Origin of the sequence: Cupriavidus lacunae (assembly GCF_003353055.1) — a bacterium.
GTDB lineage: Bacteria > Pseudomonadota > Gammaproteobacteria > Burkholderiales > Burkholderiaceae > Cupriavidus > Cupriavidus lacunae.
Genome location: NZ_QKWJ01000066.1, coordinates 16407 through 40575 on the forward strand (window position 1 = coordinate 16407; position 24169 = coordinate 40575).

General features: G+C 60.9%; 21 protein-coding genes and 3 pseudogenes. 13 read left to right on the forward strand and 11 right to left on the reverse strand.

Annotated features, from left to right (window positions below):
* Positions 1 to 37: 37 nt before the first annotated feature.
* The gene (locus DN412_RS44160; RefSeq protein ID WP_115215268.1) at positions 38 to 265 is read right to left on the reverse strand and encodes a hypothetical protein; all 228 of its coding nucleotides are present in this window, start codon (positions 263 to 265) and stop codon (positions 38 to 40) included.
* A gap of 136 nt (positions 266 to 401) precedes the next feature.
* Between DN412_RS44160 and DN412_RS32145 the strand changes: the two genes are divergently transcribed.
* Positions 402 to 662, forward strand: a complete 261-nt coding sequence (locus tag DN412_RS32145; protein WP_244222861.1) for a hypothetical protein — start codon at positions 402 to 404, stop codon at positions 660 to 662.
* A gap of 849 nt (positions 663 to 1511) precedes the next feature.
* Here the strand turns inward: DN412_RS32145 and DN412_RS32155 are convergent.
* Positions 1512 to 2615: an aromatic ring-hydroxylating oxygenase subunit alpha gene (locus tag DN412_RS32155; RefSeq protein WP_115215271.1), complete on the reverse strand. Its 1104-nt coding sequence runs from the start codon at positions 2613 to 2615 to the stop codon at positions 1512 to 1514.
* A 325-nt stretch (positions 2616 to 2940) separates the two neighbouring features.
* Here DN412_RS32155 and DN412_RS44855 point away from each other — a divergent pair.
* Positions 2941 to 3123, forward strand: a pseudogene (locus DN412_RS44855) (SDR family NAD(P)-dependent oxidoreductase); the annotation flags it as partial.
* A gap of 40 nt (positions 3124 to 3163) precedes the next feature.
* Here the strand turns inward: DN412_RS44855 and DN412_RS32165 are convergent.
* Together DN412_RS32165 and DN412_RS32170 are read right to left on the reverse strand one after the other, a co-directional pair.
* On the reverse strand, positions 3164 to 3364 hold the full coding sequence (locus DN412_RS32165) for a hypothetical protein (protein WP_425267462.1): 201 nt from the start codon (positions 3362 to 3364) through the stop codon (positions 3164 to 3166).
* A gap of 67 nt (positions 3365 to 3431) precedes the next feature.
* Positions 3432 to 4000, reverse strand: a pseudogene (locus DN412_RS32170) (XpsR family transcriptional regulator).
* Between the two features lie 323 nt (positions 4001 to 4323).
* On the opposite strand from DN412_RS32170, the gene DN412_RS32175 reads away from it, so the two are divergent.
* Both DN412_RS32175 and DN412_RS32180 read left to right on the forward strand, forming a co-directional pair.
* Positions 4324 to 4635: an H-NS histone family protein gene (locus DN412_RS32175; protein WP_115215272.1), complete on the forward strand. Its 312-nt coding sequence runs from the start codon at positions 4324 to 4326 to the stop codon at positions 4633 to 4635.
* Between the two features lie 75 nt (positions 4636 to 4710).
* Positions 4711 to 5004, forward strand: a complete 294-nt coding sequence (locus DN412_RS32180) for a hypothetical protein (protein ID WP_115215273.1) — start codon at positions 4711 to 4713, stop codon at positions 5002 to 5004.
* A 60-nt stretch (positions 5005 to 5064) separates the two neighbouring features.
* On the opposite strand, the gene DN412_RS45555 is transcribed toward DN412_RS32180, so the two are convergent.
* The gene (locus DN412_RS45555) at positions 5065 to 5430 is read right to left on the reverse strand and encodes an IS1096 element passenger TnpR family protein (RefSeq protein WP_341868084.1); all 366 of its coding nucleotides are present in this window, start codon (positions 5428 to 5430) and stop codon (positions 5065 to 5067) included.
* A gap of 304 nt (positions 5431 to 5734) precedes the next feature.
* On the opposite strand from DN412_RS45555, the gene phaZ reads away from it, so the two are divergent.
* Complete coding sequence (phaZ, locus tag DN412_RS32190; RefSeq protein ID WP_115215287.1) at positions 5735 to 6976, forward strand: polyhydroxyalkanoate depolymerase; 1242 nt, start codon at positions 5735 to 5737, stop codon at positions 6974 to 6976.
* A gap of 292 nt (positions 6977 to 7268) precedes the next feature.
* Here the strand turns inward: phaZ and DN412_RS32195 are convergent, their stop codons facing one another.
* Entirely contained in the window at positions 7269 to 7526 is a 258-nt protein-coding gene (locus DN412_RS32195) for a hypothetical protein (protein ID WP_341868085.1), read from the reverse strand.
* A 27-nt stretch (positions 7527 to 7553) separates the two neighbouring features.
* Between DN412_RS32195 and DN412_RS32200 the strand changes: the two genes are divergently transcribed.
* From DN412_RS32200 to DN412_RS32210, 3 genes and pseudogenes are all read left to right on the forward strand, one after another.
* A complete protein-coding gene (locus DN412_RS32200; RefSeq protein ID WP_115215275.1) occupies positions 7554 to 8681 on the forward strand; it encodes an IS110 family RNA-guided transposase in 1128 nt (375 codons plus the stop codon).
* 263 nt (positions 8682 to 8944) lie between these two features.
* Positions 8945 to 10097: pseudogene (locus DN412_RS32205) on the forward strand (IS110 family RNA-guided transposase).
* Between the two features lie 981 nt (positions 10098 to 11078).
* A complete protein-coding gene (locus DN412_RS32210; RefSeq protein WP_115215276.1) occupies positions 11079 to 11540 on the forward strand; it encodes a fumarate hydratase in 462 nt (153 codons plus the stop codon).
* Between the two features lie 922 nt (positions 11541 to 12462).
* On the opposite strand, the gene DN412_RS32215 is transcribed toward DN412_RS32210, so the two are convergent.
* From DN412_RS32215 to DN412_RS32230, 3 genes are all read right to left on the reverse strand, one after another.
* Positions 12463 to 13488 (reverse strand): IS110 family RNA-guided transposase, encoded by a 1026-nt coding sequence (locus DN412_RS32215; RefSeq protein WP_115215277.1) that lies wholly within the window; start codon positions 13486 to 13488, stop codon positions 12463 to 12465.
* 482 nt (positions 13489 to 13970) lie between these two features.
* Positions 13971 to 14849, reverse strand: a complete 879-nt coding sequence (locus DN412_RS44860) for a hypothetical protein (protein ID WP_244222862.1) — start codon at positions 14847 to 14849, stop codon at positions 13971 to 13973.
* A gap of 229 nt (positions 14850 to 15078) precedes the next feature.
* A complete protein-coding gene (locus DN412_RS32230; RefSeq protein ID WP_115215280.1) occupies positions 15079 to 15453 on the reverse strand; it encodes a PHA-granule associated protein 4 in 375 nt (124 codons plus the stop codon).
* A 429-nt stretch (positions 15454 to 15882) separates the two neighbouring features.
* Between DN412_RS32230 and DN412_RS32235 the strand changes: the two genes are divergently transcribed.
* Positions 15883 to 16605 (forward strand): metallophosphoesterase family protein, encoded by a 723-nt coding sequence (locus DN412_RS32235; RefSeq protein ID WP_115215281.1) that lies wholly within the window; start codon positions 15883 to 15885, stop codon positions 16603 to 16605.
* Positions 16606 to 17029: 424 nt separating this feature from the next.
* Positions 17030 to 17344: an H-NS histone family protein gene (locus DN412_RS32240; protein ID WP_115215289.1), complete on the forward strand. Its 315-nt coding sequence runs from the start codon at positions 17030 to 17032 to the stop codon at positions 17342 to 17344.
* 444 nt (positions 17345 to 17788) lie between these two features.
* Here DN412_RS32240 and DN412_RS46245 read toward each other — a convergent pair whose 3' ends face one another.
* The gene (locus DN412_RS46245) at positions 17789 to 18349 is read right to left on the reverse strand and encodes a tetratricopeptide repeat protein (protein ID WP_341868086.1); all 561 of its coding nucleotides are present in this window, start codon (positions 18347 to 18349) and stop codon (positions 17789 to 17791) included.
* Here DN412_RS46245 and DN412_RS32250 point away from each other — a divergent pair.
* Positions 18256 to 18708 (forward strand): zinc-finger-containing protein, encoded by a 453-nt coding sequence (locus tag DN412_RS32250; RefSeq protein ID WP_115215282.1) that lies wholly within the window; start codon positions 18256 to 18258, stop codon positions 18706 to 18708. The two genes, DN412_RS46245 and DN412_RS32250, sit on opposite strands and share 94 nt — an antisense overlap.
* A 157-nt stretch (positions 18709 to 18865) precedes the next feature.
* Here the strand turns inward: DN412_RS32250 and DN412_RS32255 are convergent, their stop codons facing one another.
* Positions 18866 to 22186, reverse strand: a complete 3321-nt coding sequence (locus tag DN412_RS32255) for a DEAD/DEAH box helicase (protein ID WP_115215283.1) — start codon at positions 22184 to 22186, stop codon at positions 18866 to 18868.
* Between the two features lie 600 nt (positions 22187 to 22786).
* Here DN412_RS32255 and DN412_RS46020 point away from each other — a divergent pair.
* Positions 22787 to 23059 (forward strand): type II toxin-antitoxin system Phd/YefM family antitoxin, encoded by a 273-nt coding sequence (locus tag DN412_RS46020; RefSeq protein ID WP_115215284.1) that lies wholly within the window; start codon positions 22787 to 22789, stop codon positions 23057 to 23059.
* Complete coding sequence (locus DN412_RS32265) at positions 23053 to 23478, forward strand: type II toxin-antitoxin system VapC family toxin (protein WP_115215285.1); 426 nt, start codon at positions 23053 to 23055, stop codon at positions 23476 to 23478. Before DN412_RS46020 ends, DN412_RS32265 begins: the two co-directional genes overlap by 7 nt.
* Positions 23479 to 24169: the final 691 nt, after the last annotated feature.

The following is a 24169-nucleotide window of genomic DNA, read 5'->3' on the forward strand; positions in this document are numbered from 1 at the left end:
GGCACTGCGGAGGGATTTACGCGTTACTCCGATGCCCTCAGACGATCAGACCTGGCTTGGAACAAGCAGAACTATGCCGATTTTGCAGGCGACCGTGCATCGCCTTACACCGCATCATCATCGTAGCTGTGGGTTCCTGATCAGCACCGGTAAAGCCATCATCTGCGGCGACCTGCAGATAGACTTGCCGCGTGGCAACGGCGATGATCACAATGATGGCGCCGACGCCGAACGCTCGAACGGCAATGGAGAGGTACTGCGCCATGGCGAAATTACTGTACAAGCATGAGGTGATTGGCAGTGAGCCTACACGAGGCCGTCTCGCAACGGTGTAAAGCCTTTGCAGGATTGACACACTCCGTTTCGCCGGGGCGGCGAGGTCGTGCGTTACGTGACACCGCATGGCGGTTCTGAAAAGAATGTCCCGGAAATCGATCGAAGCCTTACCGAGCGGCCACTACTGGGCCGTGCCCCACGCGCCCTTCCCGCTGGACGGTGGCAATGGCCATGATGAGGTGTTTCCCGGCGCCCATTGCATCAGCGACTGCAAGTGGGTCACCTTCTACAAGGACGGCGAAGAAGTCTGGGCGTGCAATGCACTGTATGCAGCCGCCCATTTCGACTTTGTTCCCGTTCCCCGCCAACCGCTCGGTGACAGTTGATCGAGGGGGCGCCGGCTGTAGCGCCGCGAATTATGAATTGTGCCCAGCACCACAAAGCCCTCGGCCATTTAAAGCGAATCGTGCGGAAGGGCACCGTGAATAGTGACACACGCCGCCTAGGCTTGTGGCGAGCCGTTGGGCGCGATGGCACCAAACCACCCTGCCCACTCTAACGTCTGGGACGACCCTGCCATGAGGTCCGCTACGACAAGGAAGGACTCCTCGCCGCGGCCAGTCCTGACGGTGGGCTCAGGGCAACAGGCCGGATATCAGCCTGCTGTGATTCATCACCAATAAAATGCGAAACGGGGTCAAATTATGAGCGCAACTGAAGCCGTCCCTTGCGTGCTATGCGCAGCACTCGCGCGGCGCTGGCGGGACCAGCACGACCGCCCGCACGGCAGCCGCATTTACCGCTGCGCCGTCTGCGGCGGGTGCTTTGCTATCACCGGCGACGCCTTGGTTGCGCTTGAGGAGAACAGGTGGGACGCGACCGGGCTACTGGCCGCGGTCAGGCAGTGCATTGAGGTCGGCAAGCTGCCGCGAATCGAGGAGGTCGACGGTAGACCGCGCGTGGTAGCGGTGGCCCGCCAAGCGTACTAAACTCTCAACTGCCAATTGATGGGAACGCCCAGGCAGCTCTTCCTGGGCTCGGCCCGTCAACATTGCGCCGCTGTGGCTACAGACTGGCTAGATGCCGCGCCGGCGGTTGGCCGACCCGCCTTCGATGTCGATGATTGCCGCTCCCCGGTCCTCATTGATCTCAGCGGCAGTCCTAGTCCACTGAATCATTGAAATGGGAGGTGAAGGGACATGGCAGGCACCGACCAATTTCAGTGATTCAGTGGACTAGTTGCCCACCTCACGGATCGGGATCGTGGTGCGGCCGCCGCAGTTGCGCAGCAGGTCGCGCAATTCGTTAATGACCGGAAACACCTCGTGGTTCCAGTCGGCGCCTTGCCTGTCGTGGGCCTCTTGCTCGCGCTCGACGACCCAGCGGTCCTCCTTGAAGATGCGTTCCGTGAACCAGACCAGCAGCGGCCATGCGAGGTCCAGCGCAAACGGAATCCCGGGCTTCCGGATGGAAAGCACGCCAAAGGTCCGGTTGGTGCGCTGCGCCGCATCCAGTGGCACGTAGACGATCCACAGGTCCATCACTAATGTACCGTCGCCCGAGCGGATCTGGAGGGTCTGGTACGGATAGCCGGTGCGCACCGTCATCACGTCCTTGTCGTCCCGGTCGCCGTTCTTCTTGCTGGCGCCAAACACCAGCGCCTCGCCCACAGGCTGCTTGCCTTCCATGCGCGCGAACGTGTAGTCAACTTCCACCCAGTCCTCGCCGCGACGGCGGCCCAGCGACCGCGCACGCATCTGCCCCATCTGCCGCCGGTGCAGGAACTGGTGGTTCATGTCCATCAGGTTTTCGTGCATGAAGGAGTAGTGGCACTTGACCTCGCGGCCAAAGCGGCGCGTCTTGTACGCCTTGTCTGCCACCGATGGCAGGGCGGGCAGCGGCCGCCCTTTGGCAAGCGCCACATCGCCAGGAAAGACAAAGATCAGGCCGTGCACCTCGCGGCAGGGATAGGCACGCACGCCGTTGGGCAGGCGCTCACGCCCGAGGTATGGCACATCGACGCAGCGGCCGGTGCAGTCATAAGTCCAGCCGTGATAGCCGCACCGGATGGACTCGCCTTCCACCACGCCCGCGTGCAGCGGAACCTGCCGGTGTGCGCAACGATCTTCCAGCGCGAATATGGTGCCGGACCCGGTACGCACCAGCACGATCGGATCGCCGGCAAAGCGCACGCCGAGGGCTTTGCCCCGCTTGACCTCATGTGACCAGGCCAGTGGATACCAGTGATCGGGGTGGATGGGCACGCGGCGCAGGTCGCGCACGGGCGCGCTGGCGAGTTGATCGATGGCACTGCTATCCAACAATGGCATTGCATCCATGCGTGATGCCTCCATGCAAGACGTGAGCTTCGACCCTCGCCGACAGAGCGGACGAATAAGCGAACGGAGATCAGCGCGCAGTTTACGCGAAATCCGACGAACTTACAGAAATCCCGCATTTCCGATGATGTGCAGGTTGGCGCTTGCCGACCCCTCGCCGTCAATCAAGTCCCCGTGGCTGGAACGGCCGTTCATAGCTTGCAGCGCCGCAGACCGTCGCCGAATTTGTACAGGCCAATCGCGAAGCCTTCGAAGCATAAATTCGCTCGGAACAGCCGCCCACACAATCCATTCATTGTGTGGGCGCTTGGGAGGACCACATCCAATAAAACTCAGTGGCAACACGATCTTCATCACCGGCGGAACGTCTGGCATTGGCCTTGGACTGGCTGAGGAATTTCACCGCCGCGGAAGCCAGGTCATCAGCGGCGGGCGTCGCAAGTCCTTGCTCAACACGATCACCAAGGCGTACTCCGGAATCCACATCGACGTAGCGCCCGCCGGTCAAGCGTTCGGCCAGTGCGGAGGTGACGCCCGGGCTTTGATAATCATAAAGCCGCGATGGTGCTAGCCGATACCGCGTACGGCAACCGGCTCAGCTTGCTCGCCACATATTGGCTCACGGCATTCACATGGTCAGTGCCCAGGACCGCACGCAGCGAATTGCCGAAGCTGTTATTGCGGTGGTCGTTGTGCTTGGTAAAAATAATGCGCGGCCTGCGCATCGATGGGAAAGTCTTTGCTTGCACGCAACTCCTCAAGCCGGACTGCGGCATCGCCGACGCACGCTCACCAACAATCGCTACTTCTCCATGGTCAGCAGGTGGCTGCGCCCGAGCAGAGCGCAGGAACATCGGCCGGTTGCAGCCAGCCAGCGATGAATTGCCCCATCGCATCAAGCAACACGTCAGACGTCAGTCCCGCTGCGCCGGCCAGAGGCGGGCAGATGATCCAGGCGGTGCCGTCGCTCTCCAGCACTCGCAGGGTCTTCGGCAAGTCAGCGGGCTGCAGGATTCGCACATCCTCGAGGGCGAACGCCTGTGCGAAATCGTCGGCGTGCCGCTCGCCCAGGCAAACCACCACTTTTGGCCTCCAGAGTTGGCGGATCTCATCGATGAAGGAGAAGCGCCGGCCGCCGCGGCAAAGGTCGAGGTAACGTTGTTTTGGCACCAGCTCCGGCGGGCCGCGGAATGCCTTCGACCAGGGTGTCTGGTTGATCAGGTGGGCAGGCAGTGGAAATAGACTGAGCTTGAACTCCGCGCCGGTGAGCTGTCACAGAACCAAACTGCCGCGCCCGGATTACCCCCTTCCATCCCTACGTACGACGCGAAATACCGGTCCAATTGCTCACGCGTAAATACCGCATTAAGTTCTTCTTTTTTCATGCCTCTACCGCGTGGTTAAGTGAAGGACGCACAAACGCTGAGCCGCATCAGCATTTGTGCACCGCACAAACTAGGCGGTTACGGTTTCTCCGCGTGAATCCGGATGTTTTCTCCCCCCATACGAGGGATACGTTATCCTCTCATTTCCCTCCTTGAGTTGGGTAACGCAAGATGCAATCTCAAGGCTCTGGCGCGCGGGAGGTGGCGCAGCCAGCAAAGAAAAAATCCTCGGGGACTGTGAACATGCCGGCTGATCGCGGAACCCGCCGGCGAAGTAATGATCACATGCCCTGACGCCAGGGCGCATCCCAAAGGAAACTCGCATGGCATCCTATAAGGAACTCATATCCCAGAAGCAGGCCCTCGAAGCCCAACTGGAAGAGGTACGCGCTAATGAAGTAGCAGGCGTCATCGAGAAGATTCAGACCCTGATGGCGGAGTATGGCTTGACGGTCGAAGACATTTCCAAGCGCCGTCGCGGCCGTCCAGCTGGCAGCGGTGCAAGCAAGCCGAAGTCGGAACTGCCCCCTAAGTACCGCGACCCCAAGACCGGGAAGACTTGGTCCGGCCGTGGTCGCCAACCGGCCTGGCTCGGAAAGAACCCCAAGAGATTCCTGATTGCAGAAGAAGCCTAAACCTCAGCTTCTGCACCCCAGAATAGAATTCGCCCCTGCCCGCAATGCAGGGGTTTCGTTTTTTTAAGCAGCGCTATGTCCATTGAAGCGATTCACGCCGAGATCATGCTTGCCCGGCCATACCTGATTCCTCGCGAACGCACAGAGAAAGGGATAAGGAATGGGTATTCTTATTGGCTGCGGGTTCCGCCCAGCAAGGAACTGCGAGTCATCCGTCTTTCGCAAGAAGGTGGTAGCTACGAGCTCGTGCGTTCGGCCAGCGAGCGCAAAACACGAGAGAAGGTACGACAGCGTTTCTCCGGCTCAGTATCCGAACTCTTGGCCATTATCGATGAGCAGGTTGAAATTATCCAAAAACAGTCGCGCTAGTCACCTTTGCCGGCAGGGACCGACGCAGCGGTTCGGCCAAGGGGCCATCCCTCCGCATGTTCAGCCATTGCCGCATCGAGTTCCAGCGCCCTGGGCGGCACGCTGATCGTGCAATGGCCGCTCCCGGCGGCGCAGCAATGCTGCCCAACTGCTCGGGGACTGGATGCGATGATTCGCATTGGCGTGCTGCGGCTGGCTGTCGAGCCCATCGACGTGCGTGCCGATACCGAGCGGCGGGCCAGCCCTCTTGCCCCCAGGAGAGTCATGCTGACTATTGATACATGACGGCCTCGGCATCTGGTGCGCCGCTCGCCGCCTCAACGACACCATAAACTGGTGCAGATGATCGTCCGTCCAGCCCATGGACGCCTGGATGATCTCGTGAAGCTGAGCCGACGTGATGTGCTCAGGAATGAGCACGCACACGTCGCCAAATTGGCGACTCGAGCCATACAGCGTAAATCGGAGGGACGAGCGGTCCTACATCGACGATGATCGCCGCGACCAAGGAATCAGCTTTTCCACCGATCTTTGGCACTGCAGCAATAGCTGCCCCGCCTATAGTGAAACTCTGGTACAGCCCCTGCACCCGTATAGGTATGGGGCCGCAGACGAGATCCCGCGGTACGTCTGCCTCGACATCGCCCTCATCAAAGCGATCTGGACCGATGAGGTCTGGAGCTTGGATCGTGGCCGCCGGCCAGCCCGGTGTACTTTCTTGGAGGCCTCCATGCTCTACCGGTTCATGGAGTATCAGCGCGCAATGTTCGCGCCATTCGCGGTGTGGGCAGCGAACGCGGCAAGCGCGTTTTCCGATCATGAGAACCCGCTGTCGCAGATACCGGGCGCTCCCGCCTTTGCCACTGGTTACGAAATGCTGTCCCGTCTGGGACAAACCTACGACAAGCCGGGGTTCGGTATCGCAGCTGTTGAGCACAACGGCCGCGTCATCCCTGTGGTCGAGCAAGTCGTCCTGGAAAGGGCATTTTGCCGCCTTTTGCGCTTCGCACCTGAGCCGGTCACACTTGGCGCCGCCGCTTCGCATACAAGACCTGCTGTGCTGGTCTGTGCGCCGCTGGCTGGGCATCACGCCGTCATGCTTCGCGAGGTCGTCGAAACCTTATTGCCCGAGCATATTGTCTATGTGACGGACTGGATTGATGCGCGCTGTGTTCCGCTGGTGGACGGGCCGTTTCACCTGGAGGACTATGTCACCGAACTGCAGGCGTTTATCCGTCAGATTGGCGCGGCGGAACCGCTGCACGTGATCGCCATCTGCCAGGCCACCGTGCCAGCCCTGGCGGCTGTTTCCCTGTTGGCCAGCGCGGACGAGCCGACTCCCAGGAGCCTGATCCTCATGGGCGGGCCGATCGATGCGCGTCGCTGCCCCACCGCGGTTGGGAAAGTGGCCGCAGACCACTCGCTCGCATGGTTTCAACAGAATCTGATCTACACAGTGCCCGATCGCTACGCCGGTGCCGGTCGCAAGGTGTACCCGAATTTCCTGCAGCTTGCCGGCTTGATAGCAGCGCAGCCAGGTCTTTTGGTGGCGTCGCACTGGAACTACTATTTGGAGCTCGCGCTGGGTGACTACGAGCGTGCCGAAGCCCTCCGGCGCATTTGCGATGCGCACCATGCGGTGCTCGACATGGCGGCCGAGTTCTACCTGGATACCATCCAGATCGTGTTCCAGGAATTCCGTCTGGCACGCGGCAATTGGTTCGTGCAAGGGCAGCCCGTGCGTCCGCAAGACATCCGCGCTACGACGCTACTGACCATAGAAGGCGACCACGACGCCATTTCCGGCTGCGGGCAGACCCACGCAGCGCACGGTTTGTGCCGCGGCATTGCGGCACGGGACAAGCGGCACGTGACGGCGCGCCGGTGCGGCCACTATGATCTTTTCTCTGGCCCCCGGTGGCACTCCGAGATCTACCCTGGCATCCGCGCCCTGACTCGACAAGATATCTAGCCGCGGTGCCCGCGCCCATCATGCAAACACCACAGTTGGCATCACCTGCCAGCGGCAGTCACAAGAATTCGATGTCGGCCGTCCACGATGACGTTGCTCACCACTGGGCCTAGCAATACCGCTTTTCCAACGAGGCAATGGTGATCCACGGCATTCGGCGTTAGCAACGCCTTCGCGACAAATAGGTCACAACGTGATAGGGGCCTATCGATTACAACTCATCTCGAGTCACGGAGGTGGACACCGTTCATGGCCAAGAACGAAGATCGCACTGACTGCCGCACGCGCCGTGTTACGAAATGCGGCGCAGGGCTTCAAGCATAGAAGCTCCTTGACTCGTCAAGCGAGGGTGGGCATTACCGCTACCATGGCCATGCTCCATCGTCACCAGTTTGTGGACCAGCAATCCGTCCAGTTGTTCTGGTTCGAGATCGTCGATGTCTTGCGCATCGCCAAGCAGTAACAGCGCGGCGATTTCATGCGGACTGAGCATGTCAGATACTATGAAGGGCCGCGGAGGCAACTCCTGGAGTAAAACGAAGATCTGCACTCTCGTTTCTTCTAAAGGAGCACGCAAATGGACGCGCCTGACACAGCCCTTCGTGGGCAGAATACGCCGGTCTCCGGCTGCCTGTACATGGCTTTCGAACTGGGCGAGAAGAGCTGGAAGCTGTCGCTGGGCGACGGCGGGCATGGACCGAGCCGGCATACGCTAGTGGCTGGCGACCTGAATGCAGTCCTGCAAGTGATTGCCAAGGCCAAAGCACGCTTTGGACTGGCGCCGCAAGCCCCGGTGCGCAGTTGCTACGAAGCTGGCCGCGACGGCTTCTGGCTGCACCGCTGGTTGACGGAACAAGGAATGGGTAACCTCGTCGTGGATTCGGCCAGCATTGAAGTCAACCGCCGTGCGCGGCGGGCCAAGACCGACCGGCTCGACAGCGACAAGCCACTCTCGATGTTGATGCGTTACCACGCTGGCGAGCGGCGCGTGTGGGCAGTCGCGCGGATCCCAACCGAAGAGCAGGAAGACGAGCGCCGTTTGCATCGCGAACTCGGTCGACTCAAGCAGAAACGCACGGCCCACAGCAACCGGATTCGTTCGCTGCTGGTATTGCACAACCTGCGGGTCACCCGCATCGGGGACCGATCCTGGAACCACTGGTGGAACGATCATGGTTCGCAACTACCCGCTGGTTTAGCTGCTGAGATCGAGCGTGAAGTCGCGCGACTGGCGTTGGTCGTCGCGCAGATCAAGAACATCGAAACCCAGCAGCACCAGGCAGTGAAGAGCGGCGCGCAGCCAGCCATCGCGCTGCTCGCGCGACTCAGCGGGATCGGCGTCGGCAGTGCCTGGCTCCTAAACAAGGAATTGTTTGGCTGGCGGCGCTTTCACAACCGGCGCGAAATCGCCGGCTGCCTGGGATTGGCACCGACGCCTTACAGCAGTGGCGAAAGTCAGGTCGAGCAAGGCATCAGCAAGGCGGGCAACAAACGCTCGAGATGGCTCATGATCGAACTGGCATGGAACTGGTTACGCTACCAGCCAACTAGTCAGCTCGCGCAGTGGTTCAATGAGCGCTTTGCGCCAGGCAGCAAGCGCATGCGGCGCGTTGGCATTGTCGCACTTGCCCGTCGATTGGCAATTGCCCTGTGGCGCTATCTCGAGTACGGCGAGATTCCACCCGGCGCAAGCCTCAAACCATAGTGGAGGTCATTCCGATCTAAGCATGGAGAGCGACGCGGTACGAGAGCAGGTCAGCGCGCCCGTAAAGGAGCCGGGCTACCCCGCGGGTAGCCGTCCTTTCAGATGGGGCGCGCAGGTAACAGGGGTAATCCCAGCGCTTTGCGCATGTGGTATGTGGTGCCCGGCTTCCACGCCGGCACGGATAGATGCTATGAAAGGGGACGCGATAACGCGGAGCCCCTAAAATTCCCACATCGCATCGGTCCGTGTTAAAGGAGGGCATCATGCGAAATTCCGCTTACGCAGCCGGCAGAGAGGAACTCGTGCTGGCGGTCTCACTTGAGCTTGCCACGGCCAGCTGGAAGATAGCGTGCCACGACGGTCGCCGCGACAAACCAGCGGTGCACACCCTTACCAATCCGCAGGCCGGGGCGCGCCTCCAGGCCGCCCTGGATCTGATCGAGCGCCAGAAGCAGCAATGGTCGCTGCCAGCCGGCGTACGCACCGTTGTCTGCTACGAAGCCGGCCAGGACGCGTTCTGGATCTGTCGTGCACTGCAGGCACATGGCACTGAATGTTACGTCCTCGATGCCGCGAGCATTCCGGTCGCACGCCACAGGCGGCGGGCGAAGACGGACCGCCTGGATGCCATCAAGCTCGTGCTCAATCTGCGCGCATGGCTGCACGGCGAGCGCGACCGCATGCACGTCGTTCACGTACCCTCCGTACAGGACGAGGCGCTGCGCCACCTGACCCGCGATCGCGCAGAGCTCCAGAAGGAGGTCCTGCAGCACCGCAACCGGATCGGAAAGCTGTTGCGCACGCTCGGCTGCTGGGACGACCTCAAACATGGGTTCGCCAGCCGGGCTTGCCCGGGGGGAGGTCAGGTGCTATGACGGTTCCCCACTGTCCCCCGAAATGCACGACCGGCTCCTGCGCGAATGCGAACGGCTCGCTCTCGCCAGGCAGCAGCTCGCCACCCTGGAAAAGGCGCGTCACCAAGCCCTTCCCGCCACGGTGCGCCAAAGGATCGATCACCTCACACGCCTGAAGGGAGTGGGCCAGATTGGCGCGTCCCGGCTGGTGCTTGAACTGTTCTGGCGGCAGTTCGACAACCGCCGTCAGGTCGGTTCTTGCACCGGTCTCGTCCCGCAGCCGTACGACAGCGGCGACAGTCACACCGATCAGGGCATCAGTAAACAGGGCAACCGGCGCGTACGGTCACTGCTGGTCGAGATGGCCTGGTACTGGCTGCGCTACCAGCCCGGCAGCGCGCTTGCGCAGTGGTTCCGCCATCGCACTGAGGGCACCGGCGCCAACCGGCGCGCGCGACGCATTGCGATCGTCGCGGTGGCGCGGCGGCTGGTGATCCTCCTGTGGCGCTATCTCGAGGACGGCGTGATCCCCCAAGGAGCACAGCTTAAGTCGTCCGCATAGCCAGGCAGACGTCGATACCCGCAACGCTCACTACCAGCCAGACTGGCTCCACCATCAGGGCTATGAAGCGGAAGTACCCGGCGGCTACCGTGGTTGTTCATGCAACCGATGCTGATAGATGGGGTACCTCCCCGGAACACTTTCCGGCGCAATGCGCATACTGCATCAGGCTGGCTCTACGCCAGCGGATAGAAGAAGGTCGGGACGCCAGGTCCCACGCGCGCGACAACCGGCTTCACGTTGGCCCAGGCGGTGCCAGGGGGAGGTGCGCAGAATCGGACGTGCCATTCAAGCACAGTTACATGAATGCCGCCGGTAGGGTGGCAGGCGCAATAACCCGCGCCCGCCACCCCCTGTGCCAGCGTATCGCGCTTCGCAGCGTCAAGGGGTCGCTGACGCCAGGCTTCGCCTGCCCTTGACCCCTGCTACGCGCTTTCCTGACAAGGAGCCCCTCAGGAGGATGTGTACACCGCCTTGACAAATACTTACCCTTCATAGAAGAAGGTAGCCCGGCAATGGCCGGTATTTAGCACCCCGACCTCCTCAGTTTCGCCCGCCGCGTCAGTCGGCGAACGAAAAATAATGGCTTGCAAGGAAAGACGTATCGAGCCGCCTACCTGAAATCCCGATACTGAAGGGGGTTGACATCCTTGCCCTCATAGAAGGCTCCTTTGTCGGAGGGACGGAAAAAGGAACTACGACTGCTTGTCCGTGGATGGAGTTCCACGGAGGATGGTAGGAACGACACTGAGTGAACTCGGTGCGAGGACGCGCTGAGTATGCGCACACCGAGCCTTTACCGTAAACCGTCTTGTCGGTGGAATCAAGCTCCACGTGTGCTGCGATGCAGCGGAACGCAGCTGACACACATCGGATCGTTGGTTGATGTCTCAGGCGTTTCGCGACACCATGGCGAGCCGGATCACTGTTGATCGCGACAAAGGTTATACTCCGCGCTCCAACGAATAACGGATAATCAACATGGTCGCAGCAACCAAAGCAACGACGCCGACGAGCGCGGTTACCAAGAGGATGCCTGTCGCAAAGAAGCTGACGGTACCGACGAAGAAGGCGAGCGTGCTCGCACGTGAAGCCCAGGCAGCGAAGAAGCGCTTGCTGAAACTGCGGGCCGACACGAAGAAGGCCATTGAAGCAGCAAAGCGTGAGGTCGCGAAAGCAGCGGAGGCCGCAAGGTCCGCAGCGCGTTTTGAGAAACAAGCCGCAAAGGACAAGCTCGCGGCGAAAAAGGCGAAGGCTGCTGGCGCCAAGAAGGCTTCAGGCAAAGCTGCCGCCACGAAGGTCGCCCCGAAGAAGGCAGCGGCCGGTCGCAAAGCCGCCGCGACTGTTGCGCCGAAGAAGGCTGCGGTGAATTCCGTGACGAAGAAACGAGCCCCGGCGAAGAAGGTGGCACGGACCGTCGCGACACCCGAAGCTTCGGCGTAATCTTTCGCCTACGGCTGGTATTGGCCCTCGACAACCGGTCGATTGAGGCAGGATGGGCGCAAACCGGCGCCCAATCTTGAGCACCCCGGACAGGCCCCATCGAGCTCGGGCCAATTCTTTGCCTTCTTGCCGTATCGGGCTCTAGCTCATGCTTCGTTAGGGCAGCGGACGCATGATCCGTTGGCGCTGTGTGCGACTCACGAGAGGCCCACCACATCGCCTATCCGGCGCGCCCCCATATCTTGATCCCACGATTTTCCTCTCGCTTAACGCTGACCGTCTGAATACGCCAATACGTGTCCATGGCATCCCCCTGCGGCTGTGCGTACCCGTTTCTGCGAACCGTGAAGAGGAGAGTCTCCGAATGTGGGCATCTTGCGCGCCCGTGACATCCAGACTGCGTGGTCATGTGAAAACGCGTGGCGGCTGCGCAGGCGCTTGAAATTGCCGATCAATGCGGTCCACAGGACACCGGGTGGTCGACGCGGCGCGCGATAGCAGCGGCAAAGAAAGCTCTCCACCTCGCGGAAGAGAGCCGTGGAACGTCCAAGAAGAAATCGGGCACCCGTTGTCAAGTACCCAGGTTCAGTATCCGCCAAGCTCCCCGGGCACGCAATGCCTCGCGATTGAATGCGTGCAGAAGCGAAAAAAATCTATGGTCACCCCCACTTTTGCAACCCTGGGTTTTGATGGAGTGGTTGGCTTGCCTAAATCTATCCGGCGTCGTTGTGGGGATGAATCCCTGCGCCACGATGAGAGTCGCGCCTGACGGACCTCAAAAGAACCGCGGCTTCGGAAGCCGATTTTTTTACCAGGTTCTCCGTCGGGCCGGTGTGCCGTTCACGTCATCAGAATGTCAGCGGTCGCGAAACCAGGTGGGTGGGCTTCGATATAGCAGTGGCGGTATGGGTATGGCGGGCGCTCAGGCTTGCGGAGCCGCCACGTCCGCCTTGAATGCGGTGTGGTGCGCTGCCAGTGCCCATGCCATGCGAGCCAGCTTGTTCGCCAGTGCACAGGCCACGACGTTCGAGTGCCGTCGCATCAGCATGACCCGAACCCAGTCGGCCAATCGACCGGTTTGCCGCTCCAAGCGCTGCATGTAGGTGCGGGCGCATTGGACCAACAGGCGCCGGATGTTCTTGTCGCCTCTCTTGCTGATGCCCAATAGGTTGGCCCGCCCGCCAGTGCTGTACTGACGCGGCACCAATCCGAGCGAGGCGGCAAAGTCGCGGCTGCATCCATATTGCTTGCCATCGCCCATCTCGGCGGCCAGTACGCTCGCGGTGATCGGGCCCACGCCGGGGATCGACAGTAGGCGTTGGCCCAGGTCATCCTCTGCAAGCTGTTGACTCAGCTCCTTGTCGATCTCGCCAATCTGCTCGCTGAGGTACTTGAAGTGGGCATGCAATCGCTCAAGGATGCTAACCAGGCGCGGTGGAAGCGGATGCTCGGTCAGCACGGCCGGCAGGCGCTTGATGACCGCTAGGCCGACCGGCAGGCTGATGCCGAATTCGAGCAGGAAGCCGTGGATCTGGTTGACCGTCTTGGTGCGATCGCGGATGAGCGATTCGCGCACACGGTGCAGCGCCGAGAGTGTTTGCTGCGCCTCCGTCTTGGGGCTCACAATCCGCATGGAGGGGCGCGATGCTGCCTCGCAGATCACCTCGGCGTCGACGAAGTCATTCTTGTTGCCCTTAACGAAGGGTCGCACGAACTGCGGTGAAATGAGTTTAACCTGATGCCCCAGCGTCTCCAGCTTGCGGGCCATGTAGTGGGCACCGGCGCAGGCTTCCATGACCACGGTACAGGCCTGCAACGTGGCGAGGAACTCAATCAACTGCTTGCGGTTGACCTTCTTGCGGAACACGGCCTTGCCTTGCCGGTCCTTGCAGTGAAGATGAAAGCTGTGCTTGCCAAGGTCGATTCCGACCAGCGTGACGTTCTGCATGATGGCCTCCGTAAAGAGAAACACCTTACCAGCGTGACCCGCTCGTAGGGTGCGGGGGTGACCATCTCATTAGAACCCTCGCCACCGGAGGTGGTAACGCGGGTGGTAGCAGGACTTTTCAGACAGCAGCATACGGTCAGATTTAACGCAGGATTTGATGGCGTCTTCGTGCGCAGTTCTGTGTGGCTGGCAACGCTTCAGAGTCGCGCGACGCACCCTGGCCTCTCCAGGGCGGCGGCGATGACGTGCCGCCGTATCGGGCGCAAGTAGGTGGGGAATGGGCTGCCACTGGTGGCACTGGAAGCGGCAGGGTGCTTTGAACCGCCCCCGCCCCCTCCGCCGGTCAGCGACCGCCATGCCGAGGAATTACCTGGGGCGGGCAGGGGAGATGCCGGCAAGTCATGGGCTGGACCAACGATCCTCTGCACCAGTTCGTGATTCGTGGCCACCGCTACGGGGAAGTTCGCTAGGGCGCTCTGATGTTATCGCGTACGGATATAGGCTTCGAAGAGACCCGGGTGCAGGCTGCGTAAGTCCTTTCGCCGCTCTACCAAATCATGCCGGCGGCCTTCGCGCTCAAGGGTCAACAACTCCAGCATGATCCGCATCCCCTGTTCGGGTAATGTGTGCGTCGAGGGCTCAGACCCGCGTAAGAGAGCAGCAAGTCCCGGTCTTTCCGTCATTGCCCAAGCGGGAAACCAGGCAAGATCATCGGTTGTGCCGTCACCGTCGAAATTCGCATCGAACAGCCGGCGCAGCGCCAGCAATGACGAATCACCGAGCGTTTGCATGAGCGCGCCGAGCTTCCTCGGCGACAGCCAAGCAAGCTCGGCCAAAAGAGGCCACGCCGGATCAAGCCCCTGGAGCCGGTAGACCGTCTCGGCCATCCAGGCGAGCGGGATTGGAATTCGTCGCCATGACCCGATTCGCTTGATGCTTTCACATGCCGCAGTCCACTCCGCTGCGCGCATCCATAGCGGCGCCGCATGCCATTCGGGCATCTCCTGGTGAAACGGTAATTGAGAGGCGGCCCGGGCGACGGCACGCCACAGTGGTAAGCACCAAGCCACGCCAGCTGCGTCGCCGAATGCTCGGCGCGCTGCCGGCACGCACGGCGAACACCACGCTTCGCAAGTGTCGCGCAGTGCCGTGTGAGTCGTGAAGTGTTCGTGGACGGGAACCTCAAGCACACATACAAGTGTCTCCAGGGTCGGCACAAGCGCGTCGTCTGGATATTCCGCGGCCAGGCGCTGCAGTGCTTCACGCCCGGCGTCGGCATTGCGTTGCTCAAGCGCCGTGAGCACGTCGTTGCGAAGCATGACATCGCGGCTATCTTCGAAGAGATCGAGCTGATTCGTCACGGCGTTCCCGTTGATTGTCAGATTGCACCCCTGCAGGACCGGCCCGACATCACCGGGCACAACAAGCCTTCGGGGATGGTAGCTCGTGCCGCGACGACGGGCAATCCGCGACCGGCCAGCCATCTCCGTGTGCGAGATAAGACTTACCCCTAAGGTGGTGAAGCAAATCAAGGCGCGACTCCCGGCGCTGATTCTGTTTTGGACGTCTGGAAGGCTGCATGGCAATGCGTTACTCCGTCCACACAGCATCGACATCCCTCGTTAGATGTCCAGCGAGGATGTAATCCCCGAGCTTCGCCGCTTTTACCTCCAGGCGCTCCAAGTCACCCGCTGGCAGCATGCTGAGCTCAAATTGGCAGTAAAGATTGCGCTGACGGAACGTCAACTTTGGACGACTCAGTCCGGCAACGAGCGCCGAGGGCGAGCTAACGGCAATACTCTCATGGCCGCGATATTGGACACTTATACCAAGCTTTTCGCCCAGCCTGCCAAGTTCAATCGCATCCTGCCATCCCGACTCGTAGTCCAAATCCACGACCGTGACGCCCTCTGTTTCCAGGAGCTTTAGTGCTTCGCCTTTGGTCGCAGCCAGAGCTGTCGCCATTGCCGCCTCCCCTGCTAGTAGGACCTGTGGCGATTCGCGCTTCTACGGCCCAGATTCATATTGCATGGCAACATTGTAAGCGGGGAATGGTCTACTTCGTCAGGTCTTGTCGTCCCGCGTGCGGCTTTGACTTAAGAACCTGTACTGGTGGATGAAGTAACCTTGCGCGGGCGCAGTCGCGGTTACGCATTCGACAGACTCCTGATCAGGTAAATTGGTGATCATTCAGAGATAATCAGGTGACAGCGGACTGCCACTTTGCAAACGGAGCGCGGCCGATAGGTCATGCACAGTTGCACGAGGTCGTATGGGGCGTGTTTACCCAGACCGTGGCCGAGACGCATGGCGGGCCTACACTCGCCGGCCGCCCACGGTCACGTCATCGTTCCGCCTATTCCACTCAAACCAAGTCACCTACCCCAACGACCGATGTCTGAAGGCCATGTATTCGTTTGCGGCGACCCCCATGGCGAGTTCGGCCCGCTGATTGAAAGCGTCCACGATCACCGCCCCGAGGCAGTGGTGCTCGCTGGCGACATCCAGGCCAGGCGCCCACTGGATGAAGAGCTCGCCAGCATCCTTCCTCTGACGCAGGTGTGGTGGATTCCTGGCAATCACGACACCGACAGCGATGCCGACTACGACAACCTGTTCCGCTCGGGCCTGGCCGACCGGAACCTGGATGGCAGGGTGGTCACGATTGCAGGCCTTCGGATTGCAGGGTTGGGGGGGATTTTTCGGGGCCAGATCTGGATGCCGCCCGAAGCACCGCGCGTAGAGAGCGGGTCTGACTACCTTGCCAAATGTGGGAAGGGAAACTATTGGCGGGGCGGTCTGCCGCGGCGCCATCGCAGCACGATCTTCCCGCAGACGTACGACGCGCTATTGAGTCAGCGTGCGGATGTCCTGATCAGCCACGAGGCTCCGACTTGCCACCCACACGGGTTCAATGCGATTGACACGCTCATCGAAGCGATGGGCGTGCAACGCGCTTTCCACGGTCATCACCACGAATCCACGGTTTATCCGAACACAGGACCGTGCCGCTTCTTCGGGCTCGGTGCGTGCGCTGTGGCCACGATCGACGGAGAATTCTTGCGCAGCGTCCTGACTTGTCCGGATCAAGGCGAAACAGGCTCGATCAGCGGTTGAGGTTCGCAAGCAACTCTATTGGGCACCAGCGGGCTGGGCAAAAAACGACTGGCGCGTTTCCGGATTGTGCACGAAGGTCAGCTCACGGGAGGCCCACCACTCAACCGCAGATGCGCAGCAGCGTAAGCCTTCGTTGTATGCGGATCGCTTGCACCGAACTCCATTCCATCGCCCAATCGGATTTCAGGCCGCCGAGCGTACCCGTTTCTGCGAGCCACGGCATCGGGGCAAATCTCCGCCATTCCTGGGGAGGACGATATCTTCGTGGCACTTTATTCGCCGCCGACCGCTGTTACAGGCCCATACGAATATTCATTAAGGTGAATGGAATGTTAAGTTCCGTATGAAGGTAGAGAACGAATACCTTGCAGATGGTCTTTGGAATGCGTATAAGTCAATTGTGACTGAACAATTGGAGGCAAAAATGGCAACCTATCAGGATTTGTTGGCGCAGAAGCAAGCGTTGGAAGCCAAAATCGAAGAGGCGCGTTCGACTGAGGTCGCGGGCGTCGTCGAAAAGATTCGCGAGCTAATGGTTCGGTATAGCCTGTCGCCGGAAGACGTGGCACCGCGGCGTCGTCGGGGCCGGCCCGCAAGTACAGCGTCCGCGGCCACCGAGAAAGCGCCGCTGCCGCCGAAGTACATGGATCCCAAAACGGGCAAAACCTGGTCGGGACGTGGCCGGACGCCGGCGTGGCTGGGCAAACGGCCCGAGCGTTTCCTTATCCAGCAGGAATGAGCGATTGCAACGCCAATGTGAGCGGGTCGGGGCAGGCAACTCGTCATGGGAATGGCCAGCCCGCGGCGGACCGCGCAACACACGCGGTCAAATCGGGCGAAGACCGAAGAAAGACGGCTCTCGACTGATATCAGAGAGCCGCAGAACGTCCATGAAGAAATCGGGCAACTGGTGAGTTTCCCGCGCCCAGTATTGCCCAGTCGCGCGCGCCAGGCAATCGGCGCTTGCTTTACCGAAAAAAAGAGCCCGCGTCACCAGGGCGGCGAAGCGGGCGGTAGCAGGACTGCCCACGCATGATATGACGCCGCAAGAATCGCTTAAGTCTGAATTAGGCCGAATTTAACGCGCTTTTTTTCAGCAGAAGGCTCCCGTGTCTTATTAGGATGGAGCGGTCATCACTTTTGCACGTGGAAGTGATCAATTGAGCCTCTTACGATAAGTGCCTTATGCGGCCCTCTTGGGGCGGCACATCAGGTTGGTTGGTCGCCGAATAATGCCGCGACTGGGCTTTACGGACGGTCGAGCTTCCGGAATGCGTTGAAGTATCGCAGCGCCTTCTGGAAGTGGCCCAGTTCCTGATGCAAACGCGCTGCAGTAGTGGGCATCGGCGTCGTCCGGTGCAAGTTCGATGCATCGCTCGTACTCTGCCAGAGCTGACTGCGGGGCGCCGACATCCTCGCGTGCAACCCCCAAGTTGAAATGCAACTGCGGCGCGTTCGGAAGGACGGACAACGCCCCCTCATAGAGCACGATGGCTTCGTCGAAGCGCTCTTTGGAGAGCCGCGCTCGACGCAATCCTGGACGACCGGAACCAGCCCTACTACGAGCACCAGTTGGCAGCGTAGGGAACGAAGGATCCCGATCCCATGTCGTAGAATCGCCCACTTGCATTGAGCAACTCAGGGTAATTGATGCGTGTTGGCCGACCGATACCTGCTCCTCCTCAGCCCCTCTGCGATTACTGCAGCGGGAAGGCGATTCTTGCCCGCGTGGGAGAAGGGGCATACCCCTATTTGGAGGACCACGGGCCTGTGTGGATCTGCTCCCCGTGCCAGGCGTGGATCGGCGTGCGTGCGCGAAGCAAGCAACACACCCCGCTTGGAAGGTTGGCCGACGCGGCATTGCGCGAAAAGAAGAGCCGACTGCACGATGCCCTCGAGCCTTTGGTCACTGCGAAGATGCAGCGCGACGGTGTCAACGCCTTTGAGGCGCGGGGCAAAGCAATGAAGTGGCTGATTGCAGCGCTCCACATCCAAGTCGACAGTCCCAGCATCCATGCCCTTTCGCTTGAGCAATGCGAAGAGGCAATCCACTTCATCGCCGAGTTCCAGGCTTCACATCGGCGTGAACCGTCGGGTTCCTGATGAGGGGTAACGAAGACTCCGCTAACAGAAATTCCTGCTCGCGGTGCTCAGGGATCCAAGCATGGGGGTCATCGTACTTCTGGTGCGAAATCTGGCGCTAGCAAGCCGGAATGCCCTCGTGCAGTGCAGTCACGATATCGGTTGGGGCATGGCACTGTTATGTTCCGGCCCTAATGCGGGACCGAGACTTTGTCGTTGCCACGACGGGCGGTGCAGCCGGGATCGGCTCGAACAGCACCTCGATGTCTGCGGCGGAGAATTTGACGGCGCCGGCGGCATCTTCCGACAGGATCGCCTCGGCAAGCGCTGCCTTCTGCGCTTGCATCGCGACGATTTTCTCCTCGACGCTGCCCCCGGTGATCAGCTTATAGACGAACACAGGCTTGTCCTGACCAAGACGGTGAGCGCGGTCAGTGGCCTGATTTTCAACGGCGGGATTCCACCAGGGATCGTAGTGAATGACGGTGTCAGCCGCCGTCAGGTTTAGGCCAACGCCACCGGCCTTCAGGCTGATCAGGAAAAGCGGTACCTCGCCGTGTTTGAAGCGTTCGATCGGGGTGATGCGATCAGTGGTATCTCCGGTCAGCATGACGTAGGGAGTGTCGGCGTTTCGCAGGGCTGCCGCGATGAGATCCAGCATGCTGGTGAACTGCGAGAAGAGCAGGATACGACGACCTTCCTCGATCAGTTCGGGCAGCATGTGCAGCAGCAGGTCAAGCTTGGCCGATTCCTTGATCCGGGCGGCCTCTTTGATCTTGACGAGCCGCGGATCGCAGCAGACCTGGCGCAGTTTGAGCAACGCCTCCAGCACGATGATGTGGCTGCGCGCGAGGCCCTTTGCAGCGACGGCTGCCCGCACCTTTTCCTGCATGGCAGCGCGCACCGTCTCGTACAGATCGCGCTGCGCGCCTTCGAGTTCCACCGTGCGCACGATCATCGTCTTCGGAGGCAGCTCGGTGGCCACCTCATCCTTGCGCCGGCGCAGCATGAATGGCCGGATGCGCCGCGCGAGCAGGTCGCGTCGAACGGCATCGCCGCCCTTTTCGATGGGGGTGCGCCAGCGTCGGGTGAAGTCCTGGCGGGTACCGAGAAATCCGGGCAGCAGGAAGTCGAACTGGGCCCACAATTCACCGAGATGGTTTTCGAGCGGTGTCCCCGTCAGGCAGAGGCGGTGTCGCGCACGCAGTTCGCGGATGGTCGCGGCGGACTTGGTGGCGGCGTTCTTGACGTATTGCGCCTCGTCCAGGATCAGCAGGTGATAGTCGTACTTGGCAAGGATTGCCTCGTCACGCCACAGCAAGGCGTAGGTGGTCAGGATGAGATCGTGCTCGCGGATCTGGTCAAAGCGCTCGTGCCGCTGGGGGCCGTGCAGATCCAGGACGCGCAGCGTTGGCGTGAAGCGCTGTGCTTCCTCGCGCCAGTTGTGCACGAGGGTCGTCGGCACGACGATCAGCGCAGGCCGGTCTAGTCGGCCATGTTCCTTTTCAGTGAGTATGTGCGCAAGTGCCTGGATCGTCTTGCCGAGGCCCATGTCGTCGGCCAGTACGCCGGACAGCCCGTGCTCGCCCAGGAACTGCATCCAGGCGAGGCCCTGGCGCTGGTAAGCACGCAATTCGGCCTTCAGGCCACGCGGTACTGGCACGTCTGCCACCCCGGGACCCGCCATCAGGCGCTGCGCGAGCTGCCGGATCGATGCAGCGCCGTCAAACTGCCAGCGTCCGGTCTGATCCAGGGCATGGAGCCGGGCCGCATCCCACTCGGAAATGCGCATGCCGGTGGCGAGCGAGTCGAACAGATCTATCAGCACGCGCACGACTGGTTTAAGCCGGTCGGCACACAGGCGAAGCCGCTCGTGGCGGTCGGTCTTCAGATCAATCGTTTCGTCGTCAGGGATGCCATTGAGCTTGCCCGACAACCAGCGCGAATCCCGGCGAAAAAGATCGGCCAGCAGGGGCTCCAGGCGCACCGTGCGGCCATTTACAGTGATGCCCATCTCGACGTCGAACCAGCCATCGCCGGTCTGACGCAGGTTGCCGTCAATGGCATCGATCTCAATCACGTTGTGCCGAAAAGCGTCCGTCATAACGACGCGCCAGCCGTTTGCCCGAAGCACAGGCAGCAGCGCCTTCACGAGGTTTGGCCAGTCACCGACGTCCTCGGGGCCGAGCATGTCGGCCGGAAACGGTTCCGGCCCAAAAACATGGCCGGCCCGAATTTTCCGGAACCCGGCCTTTTGCAACTCAGTCAGACGCTTGCGCTCGAGATCGGCGTCCCGCTTGATCTGGACGACCTCGCCACCGGTGGTTTGAAGGAGGGTGGTGCTGCTGTGTGCCGGGAGGCTGTGTCCTGCGTAATCAAAGCTGACCGTCGCAAAATCCTGCGACGAGGCCCATGTCGACAACGTGTCCAGGGCCAGTACAGGCACCGGCACGCAGTGGATCCTCCGCACGGACGCCGCTTCATGCGCAGGCGGCATGGGCAGGTCGGGGGCCACTTCACGCAGCACATTGCCAACGAGTACTGCCTCGTCCAGCGTAATGGCCGGCATGGACAGGAAATCCGCGATCTGCTCCGATGGCCAAGGCATGGCGAGGATTCCGGCTTCGCCAGAATCCGCGTCTGCGTACCAACACGGCTGGGTGGTCGTCAGCAACAGGGTAGCGGGTGGCTCGGCTTGCAGGAGTGGCCGCACGCGCGTGTCGGGCTGCGTCTGCCAAGTCAGCTGTGCGCTGCGCGCGGGTCCGCAGTGCAGCGCACAGTGCGTTCCGGGATAGTGGGAACCCGCGGGGGAAAAGGAAACAAAAGCACGTCCGGTTGCCATCAGTTGCTCCAAGATGACGGCACCGGTTGCACCCTGCAGGCCAAAACCACCGGTATAGGAGGCCTGCGAGCGGCCCAGCCACAATCCGCGCAGGATCGGCAGATCCTCCTCGGCGATAAATTTCGGGGGCTCAATAAGCGCTTTCTCGACGTTTTGCCATCGATCGTCAAGCGAGCGAATCGTGCCTTCGGCGCTAACGCGTGCCTTGTAAATAGTCACTTCGCAGCCACGATACGATTGGCCGATCACGTAGGCCAAGGCATGCGTGGGCCTGGACGGCTTCTTCTTGGCCACGGGATTGGCGGCCGTACGCCTGGCACGAAAGCCTTCAAGCCAGGTCACCAGTTCCGCACGCACGCCGGTGGACGATGGCTTCGGCTGGTGCGCCATGCCGGCGATCAGCAGCGCTGCCACGTGCTTGCAGTCGACTCCGACTGGACACGTGCATTCCCCTTCCACCCAGATGTCGTCGTCGATGTCGTGGAAATAGACACGCACGTCATACGGGCGCGTGCGGGTGCCTTGCACCAGGCCCGCCAGGGTATCCTCGTCGATCCAGCGCAACTCCGAGACAGCACTCGCATAAGCGCGTGCTTTGGATACCGTGAAGGGATCCAGCCATCGCGCGATTTGCCTGGAATCGTAGAGGACAGACATCGACTGTAGGAGGCCGGTTGATAACGCCGGGAGCATTCTACGCGGCTGGACTCACGGCTGGTAAGGCAACGGATGCCGATTCCGACGTTAGCTGGGTATTCTCGGTAGGCTGGGCATACCGGCGGTCGTCCTCAGCGAGCGATTCGAGTCGCCTTGATCGACGCGGGGCGGAGATTTTTCCGGCGGATGTCGGCGCCGCGTCGTTCTGATGGGAGGCCGGCGTGTGCCGTAGCCAGTGGTCGATGCCCGGCTCTGGTGGTCACCTCGATCGGAATCGCTTGGCTCGACGGCGTCGGCCACCCGGCCGAACCCGACGATCAGGTATATGGCCGACGACGCTAGGTGTCGGTGTGTCCCCGGCAATGCCCATGACGGTCGGTCTACGTTCGCCCCCAACGGCACCTGCGCTTCTGGAAGGCGATTTCCCTAATCGGCTCGGCACGTTAAAGACAACATCAAGGTGGGCGTATTGAAGTGGTTCAATCGTCGCCCCCCTTGGAACGCGCAGCGCAGAGGAGAACGGCCATTGCCTTGAAATTTCTGCTTGCCCCCCAAGGATGTACAATTGAAGTGTACACATCAAGCAAGAGGCACGTTTCCATGCAAACTATCCCGTTTTCTGAGGCAAGAGCACATCTCGCTGATGCGCTCCGGGGTGTAGAAGTGGCACAAGAGCCCCTAATAATCTCCCGGCGCGGGCAGACTGCCGGCGTCTTGATGTCGTGGTCGCAGTATCGGCAGCTGGTTGGGTCTTCATCGGGCTTTTCTGCGCGCTTAGCCGAGTGGCGCGAAAGACATGCAGCAGGGGAGGATGAGGGCGATCCCTTTGAGCAATTGCGTCAACCCGATGGGGGAAGAGAATTCTCATGGTGAGCGCCGTGAGTTGGTTGCTGGACACCAACATTGTTTCAGAGGCCATGCGGCAGAGACCTGAAGCCGTGGTAATGGATAATTTGGCCCGCTACGAGGGGGAGTTAGCAATTCCAGCCCCGGTCTGGCATGAGCTCCGCTTTGGTTGGTTGCGCATGCCAGACGGCCAACGCAAGGACGCTGTTGGCCGATTTGTACAAGATGTTGTGGGCACTTTGCCAGTCTTGCCTTATGACGCTGCCGCGGCGCGGATCCACGCAGAGCTGCTCCAGTCGCGCGAGCGGGCTGGATTCACATTGCCATTCGTGGATGGGCAGATTGCATCGGTTGCGATAGCGCACGGGCTAACCCTGGTGACGCGTAATACAAAGGATTTTGCAGAATTGGCTGGTTTGCGGCTGGCGAACTGGTTCGGCCTCTGAGTGCCGCTACGCGTCGGTTTGCAAAATCTTGTTTCTACATCCCGTCCAGCCGACGGAGCGGCACCGGTCGGCTTGTTTGCTTCAAGCTGCTTAGCAGAACACGGATCGCACCGCCAACACTTGCCAGACCATGTCACCCCATTCGGCAATCGGCACCAACCGAGTCGTACCCAGTCGAAGTCACGGCGATTACACGCAATGGCTTACCGACGCATAGTGCTAGCGCGATGCGGAAGACACCGAAGCTCCCACGGACACCATCCCTTGCGTCCACCATTTAACATAATTATTCTTATGCGCGAATCTGAGTGTATATTATGTTAAATACCGTAGACGCCTGCGGTTGTGGCTACAACAGGCGGTTCGTGGATTTTCATAGGATCAGCCGTCTCGCCTCCGCCATTCGAAGATGGCCTAGATAGCTTCAGCGAGACTGGCCGTACCAACAGAGCGCGCGTTCTGTGCCACCACATCCGGCGCGTCGTTCGCCGCGGAATTGCGCATGCACTTCACCCCTCGGGCGGGGGCGCTCAGCCGGTCAGGTCCTGCACTAGCCGCCTCCCTGAAAGAGACAAAATACCCGTAATCTTGTCGCCCCGTCCGCTTCGGAATGGCTCCACTCGATCCGCGGTATCTCGTCCCTTTCCCGCTCTTCTTTCAACCGCCTCACATGGCGCAGGCAAGGTTGACG